Origin of the sequence: Verrucomicrobium sp. GAS474, from assembly GCF_900105685.1 — a bacterium.
GTDB lineage: Bacteria > Verrucomicrobiota > Verrucomicrobiia > Methylacidiphilales > GAS474 > GAS474.
Genome location: NZ_LT629781.1, coordinates 839,913 through 862,134, shown reverse-complemented (window position 1 = coordinate 862,134; position 22,222 = coordinate 839,913). Strand labels below are relative to the sequence as shown.

Below are 22,222 nucleotides of genomic sequence, written 5' to 3'. Positions count from 1 at the left end.
GGGTACACACCCTGTACAGCTGGAGGCCATCCGCACGTGTTTTAAGACGCAAGAGGGGCTTGCCTCCCGGCCATGCCAGTTAATCTCCCCTAAGAAACGAGTGTCGCTAACGCGACGGCATTCTGCCCCTCCTGGACCTCCCCGTCTGATAGGCCTGAACTTGGATGGCGCGCTACCGATCGGGCCAAGTTTTCCAGGTAGAACGGGTCCGCTAGATCCCTTGTCCGCTTGGGAGGAATCACGCGTCCGAGTGCGGGGGAGCCGAGGGCGTCTCTTTTTGTGTCCCCATCCTCCCCGCCAGCCGGTGGCAAGGCGCTTCGACCAGGCGGTAGAAGACGAACGCCATCCCCGTCGCGCCGGCCAGCGCGGCGAGGAAGACGGGGAAGCCCCATGCCTCGCCGGGGCCGAGGAGGAAGCGGAGGGCGATGAGGATCTTTCCCCCCACCGGAAGGTGGACGAGGAAGAACGAATAGGAGATCGCCCCGATGAAGAGGAGGGGGGCGAGGACGGGCGGGAGATGGTCTTCCCGGTGCCACGTGCCGCACTTCGCGAAGGCCGCGATGGCGAGGCCGGTGAGGAGGGCCGCCGTCGCCTCCGGCCCGCTCCGGTCCCAGAGCCAGAGCCCGGCGAGGAGGAGGGCGAGCCGCCGCCAGCCGATCCGCCCCTCGGTGAAGCAAAAGACGGCGAAGCCGACCGCGAAACGGGGAAGGTATTGCGGCAGGTGGAACGCATCGCCCGGTTCCCCCGCGACGCGGGCGAGGAGGAGGAGCGCCCCGAAGGTCGCCATCCCGACGGCGAGCCGCCGGTGGGCGAGGAGGGGGAAGATGAAGGCGATCAGCGCGTAATATTCGAGCTCGACGAGGAGCGACCAGAAGACCGGGTTGTCCGACGGGAAGTGGAGGTAGGCGGCGCTCTGCGCCAGGCTCCCCCACGTGTCGACCTGGGGCAGGCCGAGGGCATGCCGCCACGGCCATGTGATCGCGAGCGTGAGCGCGAGGGCGGCGAGGTACGGCGGATGGATGCGGAGGAACCGCTTCGCGGCGAAGACCTGCAGCGGGCCGAAGTTCCCGGGGCCGAGGGAATAGCCGCTCCGGGCGAGGCTGTAGGGGATGACGTAGCCCGAGATGACGAAGAAGACCTCGACGCCGAGCTTCCCGTAATCGGCGCAGAACTGGGCCGTCCCCGCCGAGAAGGCGCGGCCGAAGTGGGCCGTCGCCACCATCAGCACCGCCACGGCCCGCAGGAGGTCGATCGAGGCGAGGCGGGGGAGCGGGAGCGAGTGAGGGTCGCCGGGGTGCTGGAGCGGAGGCTTAGTCATTCCTCCGGAAGACGATGAACGTCTGGTCGCACTCGAGGTAGCCCTTCCCGTAGATCCGGGCGGCGGCGATCTCGGCCCCGGCGTCGAAGGTCTTCACCGCATGGTAGGCGGGGAGGAGGGCGGCATCGTCGCCGTTGAGCATCGTCACCTCGGCGGGCCGGAGGACGAGCCACGTCGGCTTCAGCGCCCCGATGAGGACGGCCCAGTTGTCCGTGTGGAGGCGGCGGCGGAGGGCGACGACCTCCGGGGCGGAGAGGCCGGGGAAGTCGACCATCTTCAGCTGGGAATAGTAGCCGATGTAGCCGAGGGGCTCGAGGAAGACGGTCTCCGACGGCGACTGCGCGTTCTCCTTCAGCCAATGGCCGATCGGCGTGCGGACGCCGAGCTCGATGGCGTGCTGCTGCACGCGGAGCTGGGCGCTGGCGGCGGCGAAGAGGAAGAGCTGCGCGCCGATGCCGACGGCAGCCGCCGCGCACCACGTGAGGCGGCGGGTCAGCCCCGTCCGGTAGTAGAGGTCGATCACGCCGAGGAGGAGCGAGAGGTAGCCGAGCCACGCCCCCGTCGGGAGGTACCACGGCGAGGCGTGGGGCATGTAGCAGTAGTAGGCCGCGACGATGAGGAAGGCCGCCGCCGCCGCCCGCGTCGTCCGCGCCATCCCGGGGAGGACCAGCGGCAGCCCGCCGAGGATGACGAGGGCCCACGCCCAGCACCGCGCTGCCTCGGGCCAGCCTCCCGCCTGGACGTAGATCGGGGCGTAGATGAGGCCGAGGGCGTCGAAGTGGAGCCGGTTCAGGTGGGCGAGCTGGAGGAAGGAGCGGTGGGCGGGGGCCTCGGGCCCGCCGGTGGGGGCCATCGTCGGGGAGGAGACCGGTGCGGAGGTCGAGGCGGGGACGGAAAGAGCGGGGGCGGGGGCTGGGGCCGGGGCCTCGACGGCGACGGGAGTCGCCTCATGCTTGCCCGCCAGTTTTTCGAGGAACGACCAGTGGAGGTTGACTCCCTTCGCCGCGATGGTGTTCGAGACGGGGGTCCCGTAGTAGGCCCACGAGCCGATGAACCACGGCAGGTAGATCGCCACGGCGAGGCCGAGGGCGAGGGCGTATTGCCGGAGGAGCCAGAGCCGCCCGCCCGCCCGCCCCGCCGCGATCCCGCTGCCGAAGAGGAGGACCGCCGCTGCCGGGGCGCCGCCGTAGATGAAGCCGTCGGGACGGCTCCACATGATCCCGGCCCACGAGAGGCCGATCCAGAGCCACGGGCGGCCGCTGCGGGCGGGGACGGTCAGCGCCCAGCAGGAGAAGAGGAGGAAGGCGAGGAGGAAGCCGTTTTCCATCCCGTTCGTGTCGAAGGCCGCCGTCTTCGCGTCGAGGGCGACGAGGAGGAGGCCGATCCAGAGGGGGACGCGCGGGACGCCGTGATGGCGGAGCATCCGGTAGAGGAAGACCCCCGCGACGCCGAGCGCCGAGGCCGAGATCAGGCGGAAGAGCCAGAGGGCGGCGTCATCGTGGGTCGTCCCCGTCACGACGCTGCAGAGCGCGGGAAGGAGGACGCCGAGGGGCGAGGTGAAGGTCTGGACCCGCTCCCCCTGCTGGAAGACGAGGCCGTGGCCGGTCGCCAGGTTCTGGCTGCTGCGGTAGGTGATGTAGTAATCCTCCCAGACATTCCCCGTGTAGAGGGCGAAGAGGAGGGGAAGAAGGGCAAAGAGGAAGAACGCGCCCCAGGCGCCCCGGCGATGGCCGTCGGCGGAAATCATGCCGGGAGGATAAGGGGGAGACGAGGCGGGTGACAAGGACGGAGCGTATCGCTTGGGTTCCGCCCGCACTCGGACGCGTCGCTCCTCCCAAGCGGACAGGGGAACTAGCGGACGCGCTCTACCCGAAGCGGACGGCCTAATGCGGTGCGGCCAGAACAGTTCAGGCCTATCAGACGGGGACTGCCGTCGCGGTAGCGACACTCGTTCCTCAGGGGAAACTAACTTGCAGGGCCGGGAGGCAAGTCCAGGAGGGGCGAAGCCCCTCTTGCGTCGTCTAACCCGTGCGGATCGCCTCCAGCTGTACAGGGTCTCTGCCCGGTCCCGAAGGAGCATTCACCGCCCCCCTTCGCGACCCCTTAAATCAACTGCGTCAGATCAATATCGACAGCCAAAACCCCGACGATCTCCTCGTCCTCGGAAAGGATCGGGACCGAGACGGTGAAGCAGAATCGATCCGAGGCCGAGGAGCGGTAGATGTCAGAAAGCGACAAGGCCTGCCGCTCCATCGGCTGGCGGAACCACTCCCGCTGGGACCAATCGCTGCCGAAGCCCTTGCTCGTCCCGAGGTCGCTCTTCTTTGCGATGTTCCCGGTGACCTGCCGCCCCGAGGCGTCGGTGACGTAGAGGAGCTCGATGAAGCGGTTCCGCTCGGCGGCGAGGGCCATCGCCTCCTCCTGCCGGTGGCGGACCATCGAGCGGAGGGCGGGGTCCTGCGCCAGCCGGGCGACGAGGTCCCGGGGCCGGGTATGGGCGGGGAGATGGAACGCGCCGAGGGAGACGATGAGGGCGTCGCTCCCCTCGCGGGCGCGGTTCGCCATCTCCTTCAGCCGGGCCGCCCCCTCGGTCTGGAGGCGGGCCTCCCCGGCGATCCCCGCGATGTCCCGCACGACCTCGGAGACCTCCCCGTTCTGCTGCCGGACCCGCTCGACGATCCCCTCCATCACGCCGGTGAGGGAAAGGGCGTTCGCCCCCGTGTTCGCCGCCGTGATGTCGTGAGCCTGGGCCCGGGCCGTGCTGCCGTCGCCCTGCTTCCCGACGGCCTGGACGGCGGTGCCGATCCGCGTTTCGAGGTCGTGGAGGACGTCGCGGATCTGGGTCGTCGCCTCGGCGGCGTCGGCGGCCAGCTTCTGCACCTCCTGGGCGACGACGGCGAAGGCGCGGCCCGCCTGCCCGGCCCGCGCCGCCTCGACGCTGGCGTTGAGGGAAAGGAGCTTCGTCTGCCCCGCGACGCGCTGGACGCGGTCGACGACCTTCTCGATCTGCTTCGAGCGGGCGTCGAGGTCGGCCATGATCCCGGCGACGTCGGCGGTCGAGACGAGGGCCTCCTGGAGGCGGCCGGCGATCGCGTGGAGCTGCTCCGCCATGTGCCGGGCCGATTCGGCGATGTGGGCGGCGCGCTCCTCCTGCGTCTTCGCCGCCCCCTCCAGCTGTGCGGAGAAATCGAAGAGCGGCGGGACGTTCCCGTAGAGGCGGACCCCGCTGCGGAGCGCCCCGGTGAGGGTCTCGGCGAGGTTCTCGAGGATCTGGTTCAGCGTCGCGGCGATCTCGCCGCCCGACTCGAGGCGGGCATTGAGGTCCCATTCCCCCGCGGCGATCCGGCGGAGGGTATCGAGATCGGCCTCGGAGAGAGCCGGTTCGGAAAAGAGGGCGGAAGCTTGGGAAGAGGGAGCCAGACGGCGGCGGAGGGCGGAATGAGGAGTTAAAGACATGGCGAAACAATTACCAAATAAGAAATAAACCCGGTTAAGCGACCCCTTTCCAAGAAGCATTTTTGAGGCCATGAGGGCGATCACTTTTGCCTCAGGTGAATCCTTCAGGAAGGGGGGGCGCGGCCATGATCTCCGCTTGCCAAAGAAGGGCAGTCGGCTGAAACTTCGGCTTCTCTCTGACTCATGACCCCCTGGATGACTTACCTCGCCGTCGCTCTCGGCGGCGCCATCGGCTCCGTGGCCCGCTTCGGCGTGGCGCAATGGGTGACCGCCCGCTTCGGCGTGCCGGGGAATTTTCCCCAGGTCTTCGCCCTCGGGACGCTCCTGATCAACGTTTCGGGCTCCTTCCTGATCGGTTTCCTCGCCGCCGTCCTCACCGCCGCCGAAGGGGGGGCCGCCTCGCCCCACTTCCGCGCCTTCCTGATGACCGGGATCTGCGGCGGCTACACCACGTTCTCCTCCTTCAGCCTCCAGACGATGGAGCTGGCGAAGCTCGGCCACGTCGCGCAGGCGGGGACGAACTGCCTCCTCTCCCTCGTCCTCTGCCTCGCCGCCGTCTGGCTCGGCCACGCGGCGGGGATGATGCTTCAATCGAAATGAACGAAATCAGAACCGGCCCGGCATGAAGCCTCCCTTTTCCCTTCCCTTCTTCGCCCTCCCCGCCCGCGCCCTCTGGCGGGTGACCGGGGAGGACCGCGTCCGCTACCTCAACGGGCAGACGACGCGCGACCTCACCCTCCTCCAGCCCGGCCAGAGCGTCTACGGCGCGGTGCTGACGGGGAAGGGGAAGATCGTCGGCGATCTCTTCCTCTCCGCGACCGACGACGCCCTCTACCTCGACGCCGATCTCTCCCTCCGGGAAACGCTCCGCGAGCGGCTCGAGAAATTCCTCATCGCCGACGACGTGACGATCGACGACGTGACCGGCCAATTCGCCCTCAGCCGCCTCCAGGGCGACGGCCTTTCCGGCTTCGCGTCGAAGCCGAAGGAAGGGGAGACCCTCGCCCCCGTCGCCTTCGTCAGCCAACGCTTCGGCGTCGAGGGGGTCGACCACTGGATTCCTCTTTCCCGCTCCTTCCCCGTCCCCTTCCCCGCCCTCCCCGAGGCCGAGGCGGCGGACCTCGTCGACCGCCTCGAGATCGAGCACGGCATCGCCCGCTGGGGGATCGAGATCGACGCCGAGACCCTCCCGCAGGAAGTCGCCTTCGACCTCGCCGGACGGGGCCTCGTCTACGACAAGGGCTGCTACGTCGGCCAGGAGACCGTCGCCCGCATCCGGAGCATCGGCCACGTCAACCGCCGCCTCGTCCGGCTCGAGCAGACCGGCGGCCCCGTCGACCGGTCGCCCGCCCCCCTCTTCGCCGCCCCGGGCGAAGAGGCGGGCCGCCTCACCCGCCTCGCCCCCTTCCCCGACGGCAAAGTCCGCGCCCTCGGCTTCCTCAAGCGCAAATTCCTCGAAACCCCGCCCGAGCTGAAGACCGAAGCCGACGGCCGGACCTTCCGCGTCGTTTCCTGACGCTTCCTCTGCGGACACAAAAAAGGCGGCGGGAAAAATCCCGCCGCCTTTTCAATTCCGATCCCGCCCTACTTCACGCCGACGAAGTGGAAGAGGACATAGAGGACGCCCGAGAAGAGCGTCGCGCCGAGGAAGATGCAGACGGGGAGCGTCAGCACCCAGGCGAGGAGGATGTTCCGCAGCGTCTTGCCCTGCACGCCGGAGCCGTTCGCCGCCATCGTCCCCGCGATGCCGGAGGAAAGGACGTGGGTCGTGCTGACGGGGAGGCCGTAGTTCGACGCGAGGCCGATGGTGCTCCACGCGACGAGCTCGGCGGCGGCGCCCTGGCCGTAGGTCAGGTGGGCCTTGCCGATCTTCTCGCCGACGGTGACGACGATCCGCTTCCAGCCGATCATCGTGCCGAGGCCGAGCGCGAGCGCGACGGCGATCTTCACCCAGTCGGGGATGTACTTTGTGACCGCGTCGCCCTGCTTCTTGAAGCCGGTGAGGGCCTTCTGCGCCTCGGGGGAGAGGTCGTCGAGCTTCTTGCCCTTGTCGAGCTTCCCGGTCACCTCGTCGACGAGGTAGATGCGGGTGCGGAGCGTGCGGCGCTCCTCGGTGGCGAAGGTGTCGAACGTCGTCTTGCCCTCGAGGGCGGTCGCGATCGTGGCGCTCTCGAAGGAGAGGGCGGCGTAGGTCTTGTCGCTCTTCTTGACCTTGCCCTTGAGGAGGCCGCCGAGCTCGGCCTCGGCCTCGTCGTCGGTCATCGTCGCGGCGGCGTCGCCGACTTTCTCGTGGAGGGCGACGACGTTCATCTGGGCCTGGGCCGCGAGGGCGGCGACGGTCTGCGGGCTGGTGCCGGCCTTCAGCGCGAAGGCTCCGGGGACGAGGCCGATCAGGATCAGCATGAGGAGGCCCATCCCCTTCTGGCCGTCATTGCTGCCGTGGGCGAAGCTGACGCCGGTGCAGGTGAGGACGAGGAGGGCGCGGATGCCGAGCGGGGGCTTCTCGCCTTCCTTCGGGGCGGCGTAGAGGGCGGGGATCTTGATGATCGCCTTGGAGAGGAGGAGGAGGAGGCCCGCCGCGCAGAAGCCGAAGAGCGGGGAGATGATCAGGACCATGCCGACTTCCTGGGCCTTCGCCCAGTTGACGCCCTCGCCGAAGTGGAGGCCGTTGCTCATCCCGGGGAACGCCGAGTAGGCGAGGCCGACGCCGATGATCGAGCCGATCATCGTGTGGGAGCTGGAGGCGGGGAGGCCGAACCACCACGTGCCGAGGTTCCAGACGATCGCCGAGAGGAGGATCGCGAAGACCATCGCGAAGCCCGGCCACGAGCCGACGTGGGTGACGAGGTCGACCGGCAGGAGCGCCAGGATGCCGAAGGCGACGGCCCCCGTCGACGTCATGACGCCGATGAGGTTCCAGACGCCCGACCAGATGACGGCGGGCACCGGCTTCAGCGACTTCGTGTAGATGACCGTGGCGACGGCGTTGGCCGTGTCATGGAAGCCGTTGATGAACTCGAAACCGAGCGCGAGGCCGAGCGCGAGCAGTAAAAAGAAGGCCGATCCGAATGTGAGCGTTTCTCCCCAAAGGTGCATGGTGTGTGGTGTTTCTCGAATGATTAAGGTTGAGCCCAAGACCCAAGCCGACCGCTATGTCGCCTCCGCGTACACTGTGTGACAATCGTGTGGCGGAGGGAGGGCTCCCCCCTACCCGACCATCAACGGATCGACGTCGACGGAGGTCTTCACCTCCTCTTCCCAGGCCGGGTCGGCGAGGAGGGCGGTGAGGAAGCGGGCGGCTTCGGGGACGCGGGTGGTCAGCAACAACTGGTTGAAGCGGAACAACCCGTCGATCCGGACGATCGAGGCGGGGGCGACTTCCTGGGCTTCGCCGAGCTTCGCGCCGTTGGCCCCGACGGCCTGGAAGCCTTCGGCGATTTTCCTGCCGATCTGCTCGGCGACGAAGCGGGTCTTCTCCTCGCTCTTCCCTTTCCACCGGACGAGGATGGCGCGGCGGTAGGGGGGGTAGCCGAGGGCCTTGCGGAACTCGAGCTCCTGCTCGGCGAAGCCGTCGTAATCGTGGTGCCGCGCGTACTGGATCGCGGGGTGGAACGGGGTCCGGGTCTGGATGAAGACCTCGCCCTTCGTCTCGGCGCGGCCCGCGCGGCCCGCCACCTGCATGAGCTGCTGGAAGACCCGCTCCCCGGCGCGGAAGTCGGGGATCTGGAGCGCCCCGTCGACGTTGATGACGCCGACGCAGGTGACCTTCGGGAAGTCGAGGCCCTTGGCGATCATCTGGGTCCCCACGAGGATGTCGACCTCCCCGGCGGCGAACGCGGCGAGGGCCTGGTGGTGGACGTCCTTCCCGCGCATCGAGTCGGAGTCCATCCGGAGGATGCGGGCCTTCGGGAAGGCCTGCTCGACGGCTTCCTCGATCTTCTGGGTTCCCTGCCCGCCGTAGCGGTAGCCGGGGGCGGCGCAGGCGGGGCAGCGGGAGGGGACCGCCGCGACGTGGTCGCAGAGGTGGCAGCGGAGCCGCGCGTCGGAGCGGTGGAAGGTGAGGGAGAGGCTGCAGTGGGGGCACATCTCGACGTGGCCGCATTCGGGGCACTGGAGGGTCGTCGAATGGCCGCGGCGGTTGAGGTAGAGGAGGGTCTGCTCGTGCCGTTCGAGCCGCTTCTCGACGGCCTCGCGGAGGCGGGGCGTGATGGCGGCGGAGGGCGGGGGTTCCCCGTCCTTCGGCTTGCCCTTCTGCCGGAGGTCGATGACGTGGACGAGGGGCATGGGGCGCTCGGCGACGCGGGCGGGGAGGCGGACCATCCGGTATTTCCCCTGCTCCGCGCCGGCGTTGTGGAAGGTCTCGAGCGAGGGCGTCGCCGAGCCGAGGACGATGGGGATCCCCTCGAGGTGGGCCCGCATCACGGCGAGGTCGCGCCCGTGGTAGTAGGGGGCCTCCTCCTGCTTGTAGGAACCTTCGTGCTCCTCGTCGACGACGATGAGGCCGAGGTCTTCCGCCGGGGCGAAGATCGCCGAGCGGGCCCCGATGACGATCCGGGCGCGGCCCTCCCGGATCTGCCGCCACTGGTCGTACCGTTCGCCTCGTGACAAGCCGCTGTGGAGGACGGCGACGCGGACTTTCTTCCCGAGGAAGCGGGCGCGGAACCGCTCGACGGCCTGCGGGGTCAGCGCGATCTCGGGGACGATCATGAGGGCGCTCTTCCCGGCGTCGAGGACGGCGGCGATGGCGCGGAGGTAGACCTCGGTCTTGCCGCTCCCGGTGACGCCGTGGAGGAGGATCGGGCGGGGTTTTTCGGCCGTCCCGTGCTTCGCCCCCTCCTCGGCGATCATCGCCAGGGCGGCGGCCTGCGCCGCGTTCGGCTCGTGCTCGGCGCCGACGGGATCGGGGAGGCGGAGGAAGGGATCGCGTTCCCTCTCGGCGTTCTCGATCGAGACGAAGCCCCGGTCGCGGAGGCCCTGCCAGACGGCCCGCCCGATGCCGCTCTCGCCGCAGAGGTCGCCGAGCCAGCCGGGGCCTTTTTCCCGGAGCCAGCGCCACGCCTCGAGCTGCTTCTTCGCCTTGCCGAGGGCGAGCTCGACCGTCTCGTCGCCGACGTCGGGCCGGACCGCGACCCAGAGGCGGACCAGCGCCCCGGCCTCGGCCCGGACCGGCTCCGGGAGGATGCAGCGGAGGGCGAGGGCGAGGGGGGCGCAGTAATAGTCGGCCATCCACCGCGCGAGAGCGAAGAGCGAGGGCGGGACGACGGGGGTCTCCCCGACGAGGCCGGTGATCGCGCGGATCTTCGCGTAGCCGGTCCGGGCGAGCGTCTCGATGACGATGCCCGAGGTCTCCGCGTTGCGGAGGGGCATGCGGACCCGCATCCCCACGCCGACCCGCCCGCGCAGCGCGTCGGGGACGGCGTAGTCGTAGGCCCGGTCGCGGGAATTCTCCGGGACGACGCGGACGTAGGCGCAGTCGTCGGAGAAGAGGCCGGGTTCCATGAGCGGGCCAGCATGGCTTGAATTTCGGGCGATCTCAAGGCACGATCCTCCCCTTTCCCCTCCCATGCTCGGCATCCATCACTTCGGGCTCTTCGCCGGGGCGGTCGTCCTGATCGCCCTCACGCCGGGGCCCGACACGCTCTACATCCTCGGACGGACCCTCGCGCAGGGGAAACGGGGCGGGCTCCTCTCCGTCGCCGGGATCACCCTCGGCTGCCTGACCCACACGGTGGCGGCGGCGGCCGGCCTCTCGGCCCTCATTTACGCCTCGGCGGTCGCCTTCACGGGGGTGAAGCTCCTCGGCGCGGCTTATCTCGCCTACCTTGGTTGGCGGCTGCTGCGGGCGCGGTCCGGATCGTTTCGAGGCGGGGGCGCAGTGGAGGGCCTGCCGCCCCTTCCGGCCCGGCGGATCTTCCTCCAGGGATATCTGACGAACGTGCTGAATCCGAAGGTCGCCCTCTTCTTCCTCGCTTTCCTTCCCCAGTTCCTCGATCCGGCGGCGTCCGAGGCGGCTCACCTGAGCGCCTGGGCTTTCCTCATGCTGGGGCTGCTTTTCACCGTGATCGGCAATCTCTGGAATCTCGCCCTCGTCGCCGGGGCCGCGCCGTTCGTCCGGATGATCGGCCGCCACCCGGGGCTCGAGGCCGGGATCGATCGGGTGACCGGCGCGGTCTTCGTCGCCCTCGGCCTGCGGCTGGCGTGGGCGTCGCGCTGAACTTTCCGGGCCCTCCCTAACCGTGCCGCCAGAGGGCGATGAGGGGGCCTTCGTCGCCGTAGACCGGGTCGGAGGAGGGGAAGGGGACGCGGGCGATCCGGGCGAGGACCGCCTCGGCGGGAGGGCCGTCGCTCTCCCGGCAGAGGTTCCACCGCTGGCCGGGCGGGTAGGCCCCGACGACGACGAAATCGTCGCTCGCCTCGACGCGGCGGTGGCCCGTCCCGGCGGGGAGGACGACGACGTCGCCCGCCTTGAACCGGACGAGCCGCCCGCCCGGCCCGCCGAGCATCAGCCAGGCCGAGCCCGAGACGACGCCGAGGACCTCGTGGGCGTTGGAGTGGTAGTGGTGGAAGTCGTAGATGCCGCCCCGCCATTGCGCGGGCCAGCCGTGGAGGCCGAAGGCCCCCTCGAAGCCGATGGCATGCTCGATCCCGTCGGAGGGGATCGCGTCGTGGTAGAAGAGGACGGGGAGGCGGGGATTGTTCGGCACCCAGCCGAGCGGCCCCAGGCGGATCACCTCGGGCATGATGTTGACGGCATTCATGGAAGGAATCGGATACTATAACCCGATTTCGCCGGGTACCAAATGAGGCATCGCAATCGGCTCCCTTTCGCGCTAGGCTGAAGCCATGAAGCTGACCCCCTACGGGGCGGCCCGGATGACGACGGGCTCCCGACATCTTCTCGAAGTGGGGGGCGCGCGCGTCCTCCTCGATTGCGGCCTCGCCGAAGGGAAGCGCGAGGCGAGCCGGGCGCGGAACGCCTCGTTCCCCTTCGATCCCGCCTCGCTCGACGCCGTCATCCTCTCCCACGCCCACATCGACCACAGCGGGAACCTGCCGAACCTGGTCCGCCACGGCTTCGCCGGGAACATCTACGCCACCCCGGCGACGCGCGACCTCTGCGGCATCATGCTCCAGGACTCGGCGAAGATCCAGCACGGCGACGCCGCCTACGTGAACAAGAAGCGGGCGAAGCAGGGCCTCCCGCCCGTCGAGCCGCTCTACTCCCGCGAGGACGCGGAGCGGACGATGTCCCAGTTCGTCTCGATCGACTACCGCCGCCGCTTCCCCGTCGTCGACGGCGTGCGGGCGACCTTCCACGACGCGGGCCACATGCTCGGCTCGGCGCAGGTCGCCCTCGACCTCTCCGAGGCGGGACGCCAGGCCCGGCTCCTCTTCAGCGGCGACGTCGGACGGGGCCACGGGACGAGCGAGATCCTCCGCGATCCCGAGCCGGTCGACGGCGTCGACGTCCTCCTCATGGAGAGCACCTACGGTGACCGCCTTCACGAGGCGACCGACTCGGCCTCCGACTTCCTCTGCTCCGTCGTGAACCGGACGCGGGAGCGGGGCGGGAAGGTCCTCATCCCCTCCTTCGCCGTCGGCCGGGCGCAGGGCGTCGTTCTCGCGCTCCACAAGCTGCGCGACATCGACTGCTATCCCGCCCTCCCGATCTTCGTCGACAGCCCGCTGAGCGTGAACGCGACCGAGGTCTTCCGGCTCCACCCGGAGTGCTTCAACGCCGACCTCTACGAATACCTCCAGAAGAACAAGAACCCCTTCGGCTGGGGCGACATCCGCTACATCCGCGAGGTCGAGCAGTCCCGGGAGCTGAACACCTTCCCCGGCTCGGCGATCATCATCTCGGCCTCGGGGATGTGCGAGGCGGGGCGGATCCTCCACCACCTGCGGAACCACATCGGCGACGCGCGGAACACCGTCCTCTTCGTCGGCTACTGCGCGGAGAACACCCTCGGCGCCCAGCTGCTGCGGGGGGAGAAGCGGGTCCGCATCTTCGGCGAGGAATTCGACGTCCGCGCCGAGATCGTGAAGATCGACGCCTACAGCGGCCACGCCGACCGGGACGAGCTCCTGGCCTACGCCTCCCGCGTCGGCGGGACGAAGCGGAAGATCGCCCTCGTCCACGGCGAGGAGCACGCCGGGCTCGCCTTCCAGAAATCGCTCCAGGCCGCCTACCCGGGAAGCGAGGTCGTCCTCCCGCACGAGGGCGACGCGATCGAGTTCTAGGCCGAGGTTAGAACAACGCCGAATCGGCCATCGTCCGCGCCGTCGCCACGTCGGCCCCGATCTGGGCGATGAGGGCCTCGACGGAGCTGAACTTCCGCTCGTCGCGCAGGAAGCGGAAGGCGTCGATCTTCAGCGTCGCGCCGTAGAGATCCTTCTTGAAGTCGAGGAGGTGGACCTCGAGGTGGGTCTGGGTGTCGGGGCCGAAGGTGGGGTTGGAGCCGTGGTTGGCGACGGCGCGGTGGCTCTCCCCGTTCACCGTCACCCGGCAGGCGTAGACGCCCGGCGGGGGGAGGAGCTGGGCGATGCCGCCGACGTTCGCCGTCGGGAAGCCGATGCCGGAGCCGCGCCCCGCGCCGTGGCCGACGAGGCCCTCGATGTCGTACTCCCGCCCCAGCATCGCCGCGGTTTCGGCGAAGTCCCGCTGCCGGATCGCCTCGCGGACGCGGGTGCTGCTGATGGGGCTGCCGCCGTGGAGGACAGCGGGGACGGGGAAGGCGCGGAAGGGGAAGCCGTGGGTGGCGTTGAACCCGGCGATGAGGGCGGCGTCGCCCCGGCGGCCCTGGCCGAATTTCCAGTCGGGGCCGGAGGCGATCCGCCGGAGGTTCGGGAAGATGCGGACGATCTCCTCGAGGAAACGCTCGGCGGGGAGGTGCTGCAGCGCCTCGTTGAAGGCGATGGTGAGGACGGCGTCGACGCGGCTGAGGGTCCCGCCGCGGGAATCGAGGAGGAGGGCGGTCCGCTGCGCGGCGGTGCTGAGGCGGGAGGGGGCCTTCTCCGGCGCCATGTGGACCATCGGATGGGGATCGAAGGTGAGGGCAGCGGTCTGGCCGTGCGCCCCCTCGCCGCCGCCGTGCCGCGCCTCGGCGAGGATGGCGCGGTGGCCGAGGTGGACCCCGTCGAAGACGCCGACGGCGAGCCCCGTGACCCCGGGCATCGGGGGCGCCTGAAGGAGGGGGATGGCCATGGCGGAAGGGCGTCGTCGCGGGAGGGCGCGTTACTGCCGCCGCAGCCGGGAGATTTCCGGGAGGCTCAGGACGTGGCGGGAGAGTTCCTGGACGCCGGGGAGGGCGTCGAGGGTCTCCCACGAGACGGCGCGGTCGAGGGAGAAGTTCCCCGACCGGAGGCGGCTCAGCGCGGTGAGGTGGGCGCCGCAGCCGAGGTCGGCCCCGATGTCGTGGCAATAGGTGCGGACGTAGAAGCCCTTGCTGCAGGTGATCTCGAAGGCGATCTCGGGGAGGGCGAGCTCGGTGATCCGGTGGGAGTAGACGTGGACGAGGCGGGGCTCCCGCTCGACGGTCTTCCCGGCGCGGGCCAGCTTGTAGAGGGGGACGCCGTCCTTCTTCACGGCGGAGACCATCGGCGGCGTCTGGTAGAAATCGCCCTGGTATTTGGCGAAGGCGGCGGCGATCTGCTCCGGGGTGAACGGGGGGACTTCTTTCGTTTCCAGGGGGGCGCCCTGGGCGTCCTGGGAGTCGGTGGTGACGCCGAGCTTCATGCGGCCCGCGTAGACCTTGTCCTCGGCCATGAGGAGGTCCTGGATCTTCGTCGCCTTGCCGATGCCGATCATGAGGAGGCCGGTGGCGGCGGGATCGAGGGTGCCGCAGTGGCCGACCTTCTTCAGGCCGAATTTGCGCCGCACGCGGTCGACCATGTCGTGGGAGGTCGGGCCGTTGGGCTTGTCGAGAAGGAGGACGCCGTCGAGTTCCATGAAAGAGTGGGGGGGGAGAGTTAAGGGGGGATCGGGTGTGCCGCGCCGAGGGCGTCGCGGAAGGAAGGGAAGGCATCCCTCCCGCCTCGCGGCGTGCTTCAGCCGCCGTGGGCGGCCAGCGCCTCGCCGATCTGCCGGAGGAGGAGGGCCTCCAGCTCGTCGGGAGGCAGGGAGGAGCGGATGCCCGCGGCCAGCCGGTGGCCGCCGCCGCCGAGGCCGCCGGCGATGGCGTTGACGTCGACGGTGCCGCGGGAGCGGAGGCTGACGCGGGTCTTTCCCCCCTCCATCTCCTCCAGCATGAAGGCGACCTCGACGCTGCCGACGACCTGGAGCTGCTCCAGGAAGTTCTCGACCTCGTCGGTCCGCGCGCCGCTCTTCGCGTACATCTCCCGCGTGAGGCGGTAGTGGGCGACGCGGTTCCCGTGGGTGAACTTCGTGACGCCGAGGACCTCCCGCTTCAGGTTGAAGCTCTCGACCGAGGTCGACTGGTAGAAGCGCTGGGCGATTGCCGTCGGGTCGGCCCCGCGCGAGACGAGCCCGGCGGCGACCTCGAAGGTGTGGGCCGTGGTGTGGCGGTATTGGAAAGAGCCGGTGTCGGTCATGAGGCCGACGTAGAGATTCGTCGCCGCCTCGGGCGGGCAGGGGAGCCCGGCGGCCTCGATGAGGTCGTAGAGGATCTGGGCGCAGGCGGGGCTTTCCGCATCGATCAGGTTGATGCGGCCGAAGCCGGGGTTGCTCTGGTGATGGTCGATGTTGACGTCGGGCTGGCGGTTCCAGCCGACGAAGGTCTCCCCGAGGCGCTCCTGGGTCGAGGTGTCGACGGCGATGATCGCGACGTCGGGCCCGGGGGCGGCGGCGGGCGTCTTCTCGATGCACTCCTTGCCGGGGAGGAAATGGTAGTTCCAGAGGAGGCCGTCCTCGTTGTAGACCGAGACCTCCTTCCCGAACGCCTTCAGGCTGAGGGCGAGGCCGAGGGCCGACCCGTAGGCATCCCCGTCCGGGCGGATGTGGGAGAGGATGCAAAAGCGATCCCGCTCGGCGAGGAGGGCTCGGAAATGATCGAGGTGGGGCTGCATGAAGGGACGAAGGGTAACGGCGGGAAAAAGGGTAGCGGAAAGAGTGCAGGCCTGTTTTCAGGAAAGCAAGGCGGGACATCGCGCTTGTCTCCCCCCGAAAGGAGTCTTAACCTCCTTCCATGTCGCAGCCGCCCGCCTCCCCTCTCCCGGAAAAGACCCCGGCGATCCCGGCCTCCCCGTCCCCGACGGAGGGAAAGCCCGCACCCAAGCTGGAAACGAAGCTCGAAACCGAGCCCGCCACGAAGGCGGAAGCGAAGGCCGGAGCCGTCCCGCCCGCCCCGAGCCTTTCCTCGGCCGTCCCCCTTTCCCCTCCCCCCTCGCCCTCCCATACCGTCATCCACGCGGAGACGAAGCCGGTGGTCAAGATGCCCCCGCCGAAGGTCGTCGCCGTCCCCCGGGTCACGGCGATCCGGATGGAATCGCAGCGCGGCTTCCGCTGGGGACGGCTGGCCGAGGCCTTCGTCTTCGCCCTCCTCGCGGGCGGCGCCAGCTATTACGTCGCGCAGCAGCTCTTCGCCGGGGAGGAACAGGTCGTCACCCAGCCCGTCGGCCCCGTCGCCGCCCTCCTGACCACCGACGGGGCGGCCGCCCCCGCGATCCAGTCGACCGCGCCGACGGTGGGGCAATAGGCGAAGTTGAAGGGGTAGGGGGCGGAGAACGCTCCTTCGGGAGCGGGAACGGCCCCTCCTCCCACGGCCCCGGATCGAGTTTCCCGCCGGGGTTCGTTAACGCGACCTAGAGATCGATAATCATCCGGGTCCCGCGGCCGGAGCGGCCCTCGCAGACGGAGATGGTCCCGCCGTGGGCCTCGATCGCGGTGCGGCAGAAGGCGAGGCCGAGGCCGATCTGCGGGACTTCCCGCTTCACCTGCCCGATCTCGAATTTCTCGAAGATCTTTTCCCGGAGCGCCTCGGGGATCCCGGTTCCCTCGTCCTCGATCTCGATGCGGAAGCGGCCCCCGGGAACCCCCTCGCTGCCGCCGAGGCAATGGAGGCCGATCTCGACCCGGCCGCCGGGCGGCGAGAACTTGATGGCGTTGGAGAGGATGTTGTCGATCACGCGGAGGACGAGGTTTCGGTCGCACTCGCACACGGGGGGATGGGCGTCCCCGTCTTCGCCCGAGCGGGTGACCTGGAGGTTCAGCTTCCGGCGGCGGACGAGGGGGGCGGCGTGGCCCGCGGCCTCGGCGATGAGGGCGGCGAGGTCGTACTCGGCGAGGTCGAGGTGGAGCTTCCCCTGGTCGATCTTCGCGAGCAGGAGCATGTCGTGGGCCATGTCGCGGAGGCGGCGGGTGCTGTTCTTGATCGTGGTGAGGCTCTCGACCTGGTCGGCGCGGGGATCGCAGGCGAGGAGGTCGTCCGTCTCGATGACGATCGTCGCCAGCGGGTTGCCGATGTCGTGGATCACGATGTTGGCGAAGTCCTCGCGGAGCCGCATCGCCTCGCGGAGGAGATCGTAGTGGGCCCGGATGCGGAGCATGGAGCGGATCCGCGCCCGGAGGACGGGGGCGGAGATCCCCTTGTCGAGGAAGTCGTCGGCCCCGGCGTCGACGCAGCGGGTGAGGTAGGCCTCGTCGTCGATCCCGGTGAGGAGGATGACGGGGATGTCCCGGGTCTGGGGATCGGCCTTCAGCTGCTTGCAAAGCTCGATGCCGGAGACCTTCGGCATCATGAGGTCGCTGAGGACGACGTGGGGGCGGCCCTCCCGGATCTGGTCGAAGGCCTTCTCGCTGTCGTCGAGGTAGCGGAGCTCGTAGCCCTCGCCGCGCAGGAGGAGGGCGATCATCTCGAAGCAGAACGGATCGTCGTCGATGACGTAAAGGCGGGGGGTGGAATCCATAGGAGCCAGCGGGGGGGACGACCGGGGGGACGCTCCCCGACTTTATCGCGGCGGAGGGGAGAAGGTAAAGGGGGAACCGGCGTTGCGGGCTCCGATATAGAACCGATTGCCCGGGAAGGGGCTCTGTGTCAGAGTGCGCTCAAAAGAGCCCGCTAGAGCCCTCGTTTTCCGACCCCACGATGAAGCCCTCCTTCCCCCTTTCCGGCTTCGTCGCCCGCCTGGCGTTCACCCGGCTGGAGCGGGTGCTCCTGGTTCTCATCGCCCTCGGCCTCGCCGTCAGCCTCACCCTCCACGCGGTCTGCCGCAGCCCCTTCGTCGACCTGGTCGCCGACAATGCCCGGTGGACCTTCGAGATCCTCGCCGGCCTCCTCGTCCTCGTCCTCCGTCGTCGGTCCTCGCAGGGGGAGCACGCGGGAACGGCGGGGGGAGCGCCTTCGCCCCGGAGCTTTTCCTGGTTCATCGTCGGGGCGGCGGGCTATGCGGCGGGGCAGCTCGTCTGGGTGTTCGGCCTCCTCACGGGGACCCTCCATTTTCCCGGCCTCTCCGACCTCTTCTTCCCCCTCCTTCCCCTCTCCCTCCTGATCGCCCTCGCCCCGGCCCTCGACATCGGCCTGGAGGGGAAGAAGCGCCGCGCCGTCTGGCTCGACATGACCGGCCTCGGCCTCATGGCCGCCACCCTGATCGTCGCCCTCTATCTTCCGAACCGGGGGATCTGGGGAAACGGCACCCTCTTCGTCGTCGGCCTCTATCCGGTCCTCTTCCTCACCGCCTTCGGCATGATCGGGCTGATCGTCCTCGTCCGCCGGATCGACATCGCCGGGAGCCCCCTCCTCGCCCTCCTCGGCATGGGCGGCCTCTCCTTCACCTGGCTGAAGTGGAATCTCGACTTCCTCCAGGGCGTGCCGACGACGGGCGGGCTCCTCTCCTACCTCTTCTCCCTCAGCCACACCCTCCTCTTCTACGGCCTCGCCACCGTCCGGGGGCGGATCGTGACGAAGGGGCCCTACGTCCGGTGGCTCGACCGCCTCCATCGCCTCCTGCCCCTCCTCTTCGTCCTCGCGGCGGGGGTCGGCGTCGTCTACGGGGCGCGGCGCTTCGAGGCGGAGGGGGAGCGGTCGATCGTCGGCATCGCCGTCTACATCGGGTCGGCCGCGATGGTCCTCTGCGCGATGTTCCGGCAGATCGTCCTCCTCTACGAGCAGGACCAGGAACTCGCCGCCGAATACCGCCTCCGCGAGCGGGACATCGCGTTCCGCGCGGTCTTCGAGAACAGCAGCGACCTCCTCTTCTCGCTCCGGGTCGAGGCCGGCGGCGATTTCCGCTACACCGCCATCAACCCCTCCGGCGCGGCGATGGGGGACATCGAGGTGGAACGCTTCATCGGGAGCCGCCCCCGGGATTATTTCCCCGGGGAGAAGGGGCTCCGCTTCGAGGCGAACTACCGGCGGTGCGTCGCGGCGGGGCAGCCGGTCACCTACGAGCAGACGGCGAAGAGCTCCTCCGGCAGCATCGTCTTCGAGACGACCCTCGTCCCGGTCCTCGACGCCGGCGGGGCGGTGGTCCAGATCGTCGGCATCTCCCGGAACATCACCGCGCAGAAGTCGACGCTGGAGGCGATGCGCTCCCTCAACACCCAGCTGGAGCAGCGCATCGGCGAGCGGACCGAGGAACTCGAGGCCGCCTACCGGGAGATGGAAGCCTTCAGCTACTCGGTCTCCCACGACCTCCGCAACCCGCTGCGCGGGATCAACGGCTTCTGCCGGGCCCTGATCGAGGACTACGGGTCCCTCCTCCCCGCCGAGGGCCACCGCTACCTCGACCGCGTCCAGGACGCCAGCCGCCGGATGGGCCAGATCATCGACGACCTCCTCGCCCTCTCCCGCATCTCCCGCTGCGCCATCGCCCAGACCGACGAGGTCGACCTCAGCGCCATCGCCGTCCGGATCTCCGACACCCTCCGCGCCTCCTCCCCGGGCCGGGCCGCCACCGCCACCTTCTCCATCTCCCTCGGCCTCCTCGCCCGGTGCGACCGCCGCCTCATCGAAAACGTCCTGGAGAACCTCCTCGGCAACGCCTGGAAATACACGGGCCGCCACCCCACCGCCCGGATCGAGTTCGGGAGCCTCCTCCAGGGCGGGCGTCCCGTCTACTACGTCCGGGACGACGGCGCGGGGTTCGACATGCGCTTCCGGGACAAACTCTTCCAGAACTTCCAGCGCCTCCATTCCCAGGCCGAGTTCGAGGGGACCGGCGTCGGCCTCGCCATCGTCGCCCGCATCATCAAGCGGCACGGAGGCCGGATCTGGGCCGAATCGGCCGTCGAGGAGGGGGCGACCTTCTTCTTTACGCTCGGCGAGGAGCCCCGGCCCGTGGTAACCTCGCCCGCGCCCGCCGCCCCCCTCCCATGAACTGCACCGCCCCGATCCTCCTCGTCGAAGACAGCCAGGACGACGTCGATCTCACCCTGCGGGCCTTCCGCAAGCAGAACGTCGCGAACCCCGTCGTCGTCGTCCGCGACGGCGTCGAGGCCCTCGACTACCTCCACGGCAGGGAAGGGAGCGAGCCCGGGGCGCTCCCCCTCCTCGTCCTCCTCGACATCAACCTCCCCCGCCTCGGCGGCATCGAGGTCCTCCGCCGCCTCCGCGCCCATGCCCGGACCTCCCTCCTCAACGTCGTCGTCCTCACCTCGTCGAAGGAAGACGAGGACGTCGTCGCCAGCTACGAGCTCCGCGCCAACAGCTACATCCGCAAGCCGGTCGATTTCGACCAGTTCGTCGACGTCATCGGCCATCTCGGCCTCTACTGGCTCCTCCTGAACCAGCCCCCGCCCGTTCCGGCGCAGTCCTGAGCTTTCCCCCCCGGCCCGCCGGGAGGCGATGTGCTTAAAAGGTGCTTTCCGTAGCCCGAACAATCGGTACCGTTCCTCCCGTGCTGGCACGGATTTTTTCGGCTTCGGTTTGGGGTGTCGAGGCGCTCGGCGTCGAGGTCGAGGTCAACAACACCTGGGGCGATTACGACACGAAGGTCGTCGGCCTCCCCGACGCCGCCGTCCGCGAGAGCTGCCACCGCGTCTACACCGCCCTCCAGAACAGCGGCTTCAAGAACCCCCTCGGCCGCACCACGATCAACCTCGCCCCCGCCGACATCCGCAAGGAAGGCCCCAGCTTCGACCTCCCCATGGCCCTCGGCCTCCTCGCCGCCACCGACCAGCTCCGCGACGGCAAGGGCCAGGCCGCCGATCCCGCCGACAAGTCGCTCGACCGCTTCCTCATCGTCGGGGAACTCGCCCTCTCCGGCGAGGTCCGCCAGGTCCGGGGCGTCCTCCCCATCGCACTGGAAGCGAAAAAGCAGGGTCGCCTGGCCCTCATCGTCCCCCACGCCAACGCCGCCGAGGCCGCCCTCGTCCCCGGCCTCCGCGTCTTCCCCGTCTCGACCCTCCGCGAGGCCGCCGAGATCGTCGGCGACGCCCCTGCCCGCCTCGCCGCCCTTCCCCCCAATCCCGAACCCCGCGGCGACGAGCCCGCCTTCCAGCCGGTCGACGGCGAATGGCACGACCTCGACTTCGCCGACGTGAAGGGCCAGGAAAGCGTCAAGCGGGCCATCGAGATCGCCGTCGCCGGAGGCCATAACCTCCTCATGATCGGGCCGCCCGGCAGCGGCAAGTCGATGCTCGCGAAGCGGATTCCCTCCCTCTTCCCCCCGCTCACCCTCGACGAGGCGATCGAGGCGACGAAGATCCACAGCGTCGCCGGGCTCCTCCCCGCCGGGCAGCCCATCGTCCGGCGGCGCGCCTTCCGCGCCCCCCACCACACCATCTCCGACGTCGGCCTCGTCGGCGGCACCGCCAACCTCTCCCCCGGCGAGGTCACCCTCGCCCACCACGGCGTCCTCTTCCTCGACGAGCTCCCCGAGTTCAAGCGGACCGCCCTCGAGGTCCTGCGGCAGCCCCTGGAGGACGCCACCGTCACCATCAGCCGCGCCGCCGGGACGATGACCTTCCCCGCCCAGTTCATGCTCGTCGCCGCGATGAACCCGACGCCGACCGGCGGCTTCGACGACGCCCGCCTCGGCAAGTGCACCCCCGCCGCGATCCAGAAATACCTGAACAAGGTCTCCGGCCCCCTCCTCGACCGGATCGACATCCACATCGAGGTCCCCGCCGTGAAGCGCGAGACCCTCATGAACCCCGGCCCCGCCGAGTCGTCCGACGCCATCCGCCACCGCATCGTCGCCGCCCGCCAGCGCCAGCGCGCCCGCTTCGCGAAATCGAAGGGGAAAAGGAAGACCCTCTGCAACGCCCGGATGACCCCGAAGGAAATCCGCGAGCACTGCGTCCTCGACGAATCGGCCGGCCTCCTCCTCACCGCCGCCCTCGACGACCTCAGGCTCAGCGCCCGCGCCTACGACCGCATCCTGAAAGTCGCCCGCACCATCGCCGACCTCGCCGATGCCGACCACATCGGCGAAGCCGAGATCGCCGAAGCCGTCCAATTCCGCTCCCTCGATCGGCAGGTCTGGGGCTGATTTTTGATCATCGCGGAAGCGCGCGGCCCGCTTTCAGAAGAAGGTTGCCGAAGGGCT

At 69.5% G+C, this 22,222-nt stretch carries 18 protein-coding genes; 8 read left to right on the top strand and 10 right to left on the bottom strand.

The window, feature by feature from the left end; genetic code table 11:
* Positions 1 to 238 precede the first annotated feature (238 nt).
* From BLU04_RS03645 to BLU04_RS03635, 3 genes are all read right to left on the bottom strand, one after another.
* Positions 239 to 1,318, bottom strand: a complete 1,080-nt coding sequence (locus BLU04_RS03645) for an acyltransferase (protein ID WP_093282344.1) — start codon at positions 1,316 to 1,318, stop codon at positions 239 to 241.
* Complete coding sequence (locus BLU04_RS03640; RefSeq protein WP_093282341.1) at positions 1,311 to 3,065, bottom strand: hypothetical protein; 1,755 nt, start codon at positions 3,063 to 3,065, stop codon at positions 1,311 to 1,313. Before BLU04_RS03640 ends, BLU04_RS03645 begins: the two co-directional genes overlap by 8 nt.
* Positions 3,066 to 3,421: 356 nt before the next feature.
* Complete coding sequence (locus tag BLU04_RS03635; protein ID WP_162274625.1) at positions 3,422 to 4,774, bottom strand: methyl-accepting chemotaxis protein; 1,353 nt, start codon at positions 4,772 to 4,774, stop codon at positions 3,422 to 3,424.
* Positions 4,775 to 4,969: 195 nt separating this feature from the next.
* On the opposite strand from BLU04_RS03635, the gene crcB reads away from it, so the two are divergent.
* Both crcB and BLU04_RS03625 read left to right on the top strand, forming a co-directional pair.
* On the top strand, positions 4,970 to 5,374 hold the full coding sequence (gene crcB, locus BLU04_RS03630; protein ID WP_093288445.1) for a fluoride efflux transporter CrcB: 405 nt from the start codon (positions 4,970 to 4,972) through the stop codon (positions 5,372 to 5,374).
* Between the two features lie 22 nt (positions 5,375 to 5,396).
* Complete coding sequence (locus tag BLU04_RS03625; RefSeq protein ID WP_093282336.1) at positions 5,397 to 6,290, top strand: folate-binding protein YgfZ; 894 nt, start codon at positions 5,397 to 5,399, stop codon at positions 6,288 to 6,290.
* Between the two features lie 68 nt (positions 6,291 to 6,358).
* Here BLU04_RS03625 and BLU04_RS03620 read toward each other — a convergent pair whose 3' ends face one another.
* Both BLU04_RS03620 and priA read right to left on the bottom strand, forming a co-directional pair.
* Complete coding sequence (locus BLU04_RS03620; protein WP_093282334.1) at positions 6,359 to 7,870, bottom strand: inorganic phosphate transporter; 1,512 nt, start codon at positions 7,868 to 7,870, stop codon at positions 6,359 to 6,361.
* A gap of 111 nt (positions 7,871 to 7,981) precedes the next feature.
* The gene (gene priA, locus BLU04_RS03615) at positions 7,982 to 10,273 is read right to left on the bottom strand and encodes a primosomal protein N' (protein WP_162274624.1); all 2,292 of its coding nucleotides are present in this window, start codon (positions 10,271 to 10,273) and stop codon (positions 7,982 to 7,984) included.
* Positions 10,274 to 10,337: 64 nt separating this feature from the next.
* Between priA and BLU04_RS03610 the strand changes: the two genes are divergently transcribed.
* Complete coding sequence (locus BLU04_RS03610) at positions 10,338 to 10,988, top strand: LysE family translocator (RefSeq protein WP_093288442.1); 651 nt, start codon at positions 10,338 to 10,340, stop codon at positions 10,986 to 10,988.
* A gap of 16 nt (positions 10,989 to 11,004) precedes the next feature.
* Here BLU04_RS03610 and BLU04_RS03605 read toward each other — a convergent pair whose 3' ends face one another.
* Positions 11,005 to 11,532 (bottom strand): cupin domain-containing protein, encoded by a 528-nt coding sequence (locus BLU04_RS03605; RefSeq protein WP_197673019.1) that lies wholly within the window; start codon positions 11,530 to 11,532, stop codon positions 11,005 to 11,007.
* An 85-nt stretch (positions 11,533 to 11,617) separates the two neighbouring features.
* On the opposite strand from BLU04_RS03605, the gene BLU04_RS03600 reads away from it, so the two are divergent.
* Complete coding sequence (locus BLU04_RS03600; protein WP_093282329.1) at positions 11,618 to 13,018, top strand: MBL fold metallo-hydrolase; 1,401 nt, start codon at positions 11,618 to 11,620, stop codon at positions 13,016 to 13,018.
* A gap of 7 nt (positions 13,019 to 13,025) precedes the next feature.
* Here BLU04_RS03600 and ribF read toward each other — a convergent pair whose 3' ends face one another.
* From ribF to BLU04_RS03585, 3 genes are all read right to left on the bottom strand, one after another.
* A complete protein-coding gene (gene ribF, locus BLU04_RS03595) occupies positions 13,026 to 13,982 on the bottom strand; it encodes a riboflavin biosynthesis protein RibF (RefSeq protein ID WP_093282326.1) in 957 nt (318 codons plus the stop codon).
* 30 nt (positions 13,983 to 14,012) lie between these two features.
* Complete coding sequence (gene truB, locus BLU04_RS03590) at positions 14,013 to 14,726, bottom strand: tRNA pseudouridine(55) synthase TruB (RefSeq protein ID WP_093282323.1); 714 nt, start codon at positions 14,724 to 14,726, stop codon at positions 14,013 to 14,015.
* A gap of 98 nt (positions 14,727 to 14,824) precedes the next feature.
* Positions 14,825 to 15,802: a bifunctional oligoribonuclease/PAP phosphatase NrnA gene (locus BLU04_RS03585; RefSeq protein ID WP_093282321.1), complete on the bottom strand. Its 978-nt coding sequence runs from the start codon at positions 15,800 to 15,802 to the stop codon at positions 14,825 to 14,827.
* Positions 15,803 to 15,921: 119 nt separating this feature from the next.
* Between BLU04_RS03585 and BLU04_RS03580 the strand changes: the two genes are divergently transcribed.
* Positions 15,922 to 16,431, top strand: coding sequence for a hypothetical protein (locus BLU04_RS03580; protein ID WP_093282318.1), 510 nt, complete (start codon positions 15,922 to 15,924; stop codon positions 16,429 to 16,431).
* A 106-nt stretch (positions 16,432 to 16,537) separates the two neighbouring features.
* On the opposite strand, the gene BLU04_RS03575 is transcribed toward BLU04_RS03580, so the two are convergent.
* On the bottom strand, positions 16,538 to 17,641 hold the full coding sequence (locus BLU04_RS03575) for a hybrid sensor histidine kinase/response regulator (RefSeq protein WP_093282316.1): 1,104 nt from the start codon (positions 17,639 to 17,641) through the stop codon (positions 16,538 to 16,540).
* A gap of 179 nt (positions 17,642 to 17,820) precedes the next feature.
* Here BLU04_RS03575 and BLU04_RS03570 point away from each other — a divergent pair, with 179 nt between their 5' ends.
* The 3 genes from BLU04_RS03570 (at position 17,821) to BLU04_RS03560 (ending at position 22,165) form a co-directional block, all read left to right on the top strand.
* A complete protein-coding gene (locus BLU04_RS03570; RefSeq protein WP_093282313.1) occupies positions 17,821 to 20,049 on the top strand; it encodes an ATP-binding protein in 2,229 nt (742 codons plus the stop codon).
* On the top strand, positions 20,046 to 20,489 hold the full coding sequence (locus tag BLU04_RS03565; protein ID WP_093282312.1) for a response regulator: 444 nt from the start codon (positions 20,046 to 20,048) through the stop codon (positions 20,487 to 20,489). Before BLU04_RS03570 ends, BLU04_RS03565 begins: the two co-directional genes overlap by 4 nt.
* An 80-nt stretch (positions 20,490 to 20,569) precedes the next feature.
* A complete protein-coding gene (locus tag BLU04_RS03560) occupies positions 20,570 to 22,165 on the top strand; it encodes a YifB family Mg chelatase-like AAA ATPase (protein WP_093282309.1) in 1,596 nt (531 codons plus the stop codon).
* Positions 22,166 to 22,222: the final 57 nt, after the last annotated feature.

Excerpts from the sequence above, each read along its gene's own strand:
- crcB (WP_093288445.1), top strand. The coding sequence starts at position 4,970 with ATGACTTACCTCGCCGTCGCTCTCGGCGGCGCCATCGGCTCCGTGGCC.
- BLU04_RS03605 (WP_197673019.1), bottom strand. The coding sequence starts at position 11,532 with ATGAATGCCGTCAACATCATGCCCGAGGTGATCCGCCTGGGGCCGCTC.
- ribF (WP_093282326.1), bottom strand. The coding sequence starts at position 13,982 with ATGGCCATCCCCCTCCTTCAGGCGCCCCCGATGCCCGGGGTCACGGGG.
- BLU04_RS03570 (WP_093282313.1), top strand. The coding sequence starts at position 17,821 with ATGAAGCCCTCCTTCCCCCTTTCCGGCTTCGTCGCCCGCCTGGCGTTC.
- BLU04_RS03645 (WP_093282344.1), bottom strand. The coding sequence starts at position 1,318 with ATGACTAAGCCTCCGCTCCAGCACCCCGGCGACCCTCACTCGCTCCCG.
- BLU04_RS03610 (WP_093288442.1), top strand. The coding sequence starts at position 10,338 with ATGCTCGGCATCCATCACTTCGGGCTCTTCGCCGGGGCGGTCGTCCTG.
- BLU04_RS03600 (WP_093282329.1), top strand. The coding sequence starts at position 11,618 with ATGAAGCTGACCCCCTACGGGGCGGCCCGGATGACGACGGGCTCCCGA.
- BLU04_RS03585 (WP_093282321.1), bottom strand. The coding sequence starts at position 15,802 with ATGCAGCCCCACCTCGATCATTTCCGAGCCCTCCTCGCCGAGCGGGAT.
- priA (WP_162274624.1), bottom strand. The coding sequence starts at position 10,273 with ATGGAACCCGGCCTCTTCTCCGACGACTGCGCCTACGTCCGCGTCGTC.
- BLU04_RS03640 (WP_093282341.1), bottom strand. The coding sequence starts at position 3,065 with ATGATTTCCGCCGACGGCCATCGCCGGGGCGCCTGGGGCGCGTTCTTC.
- BLU04_RS03620 (WP_093282334.1), bottom strand. The coding sequence starts at position 7,870 with ATGCACCTTTGGGGAGAAACGCTCACATTCGGATCGGCCTTCTTTTTA.
- truB (WP_093282323.1), bottom strand. The coding sequence starts at position 14,726 with ATGGAACTCGACGGCGTCCTCCTTCTCGACAAGCCCAACGGCCCGACC.
- BLU04_RS03635 (WP_162274625.1), bottom strand. The coding sequence starts at position 4,774 with ATGTCTTTAACTCCTCATTCCGCCCTCCGCCGCCGTCTGGCTCCCTCT.
- BLU04_RS03575 (WP_093282316.1), bottom strand. The coding sequence starts at position 17,641 with ATGGATTCCACCCCCCGCCTTTACGTCATCGACGACGATCCGTTCTGC.
- BLU04_RS03580 (WP_093282318.1), top strand. The coding sequence starts at position 15,922 with ATGTCGCAGCCGCCCGCCTCCCCTCTCCCGGAAAAGACCCCGGCGATC.
- BLU04_RS03625 (WP_093282336.1), top strand. The coding sequence starts at position 5,397 with ATGAAGCCTCCCTTTTCCCTTCCCTTCTTCGCCCTCCCCGCCCGCGCC.
- BLU04_RS03565 (WP_093282312.1), top strand. The coding sequence starts at position 20,046 with ATGAACTGCACCGCCCCGATCCTCCTCGTCGAAGACAGCCAGGACGAC.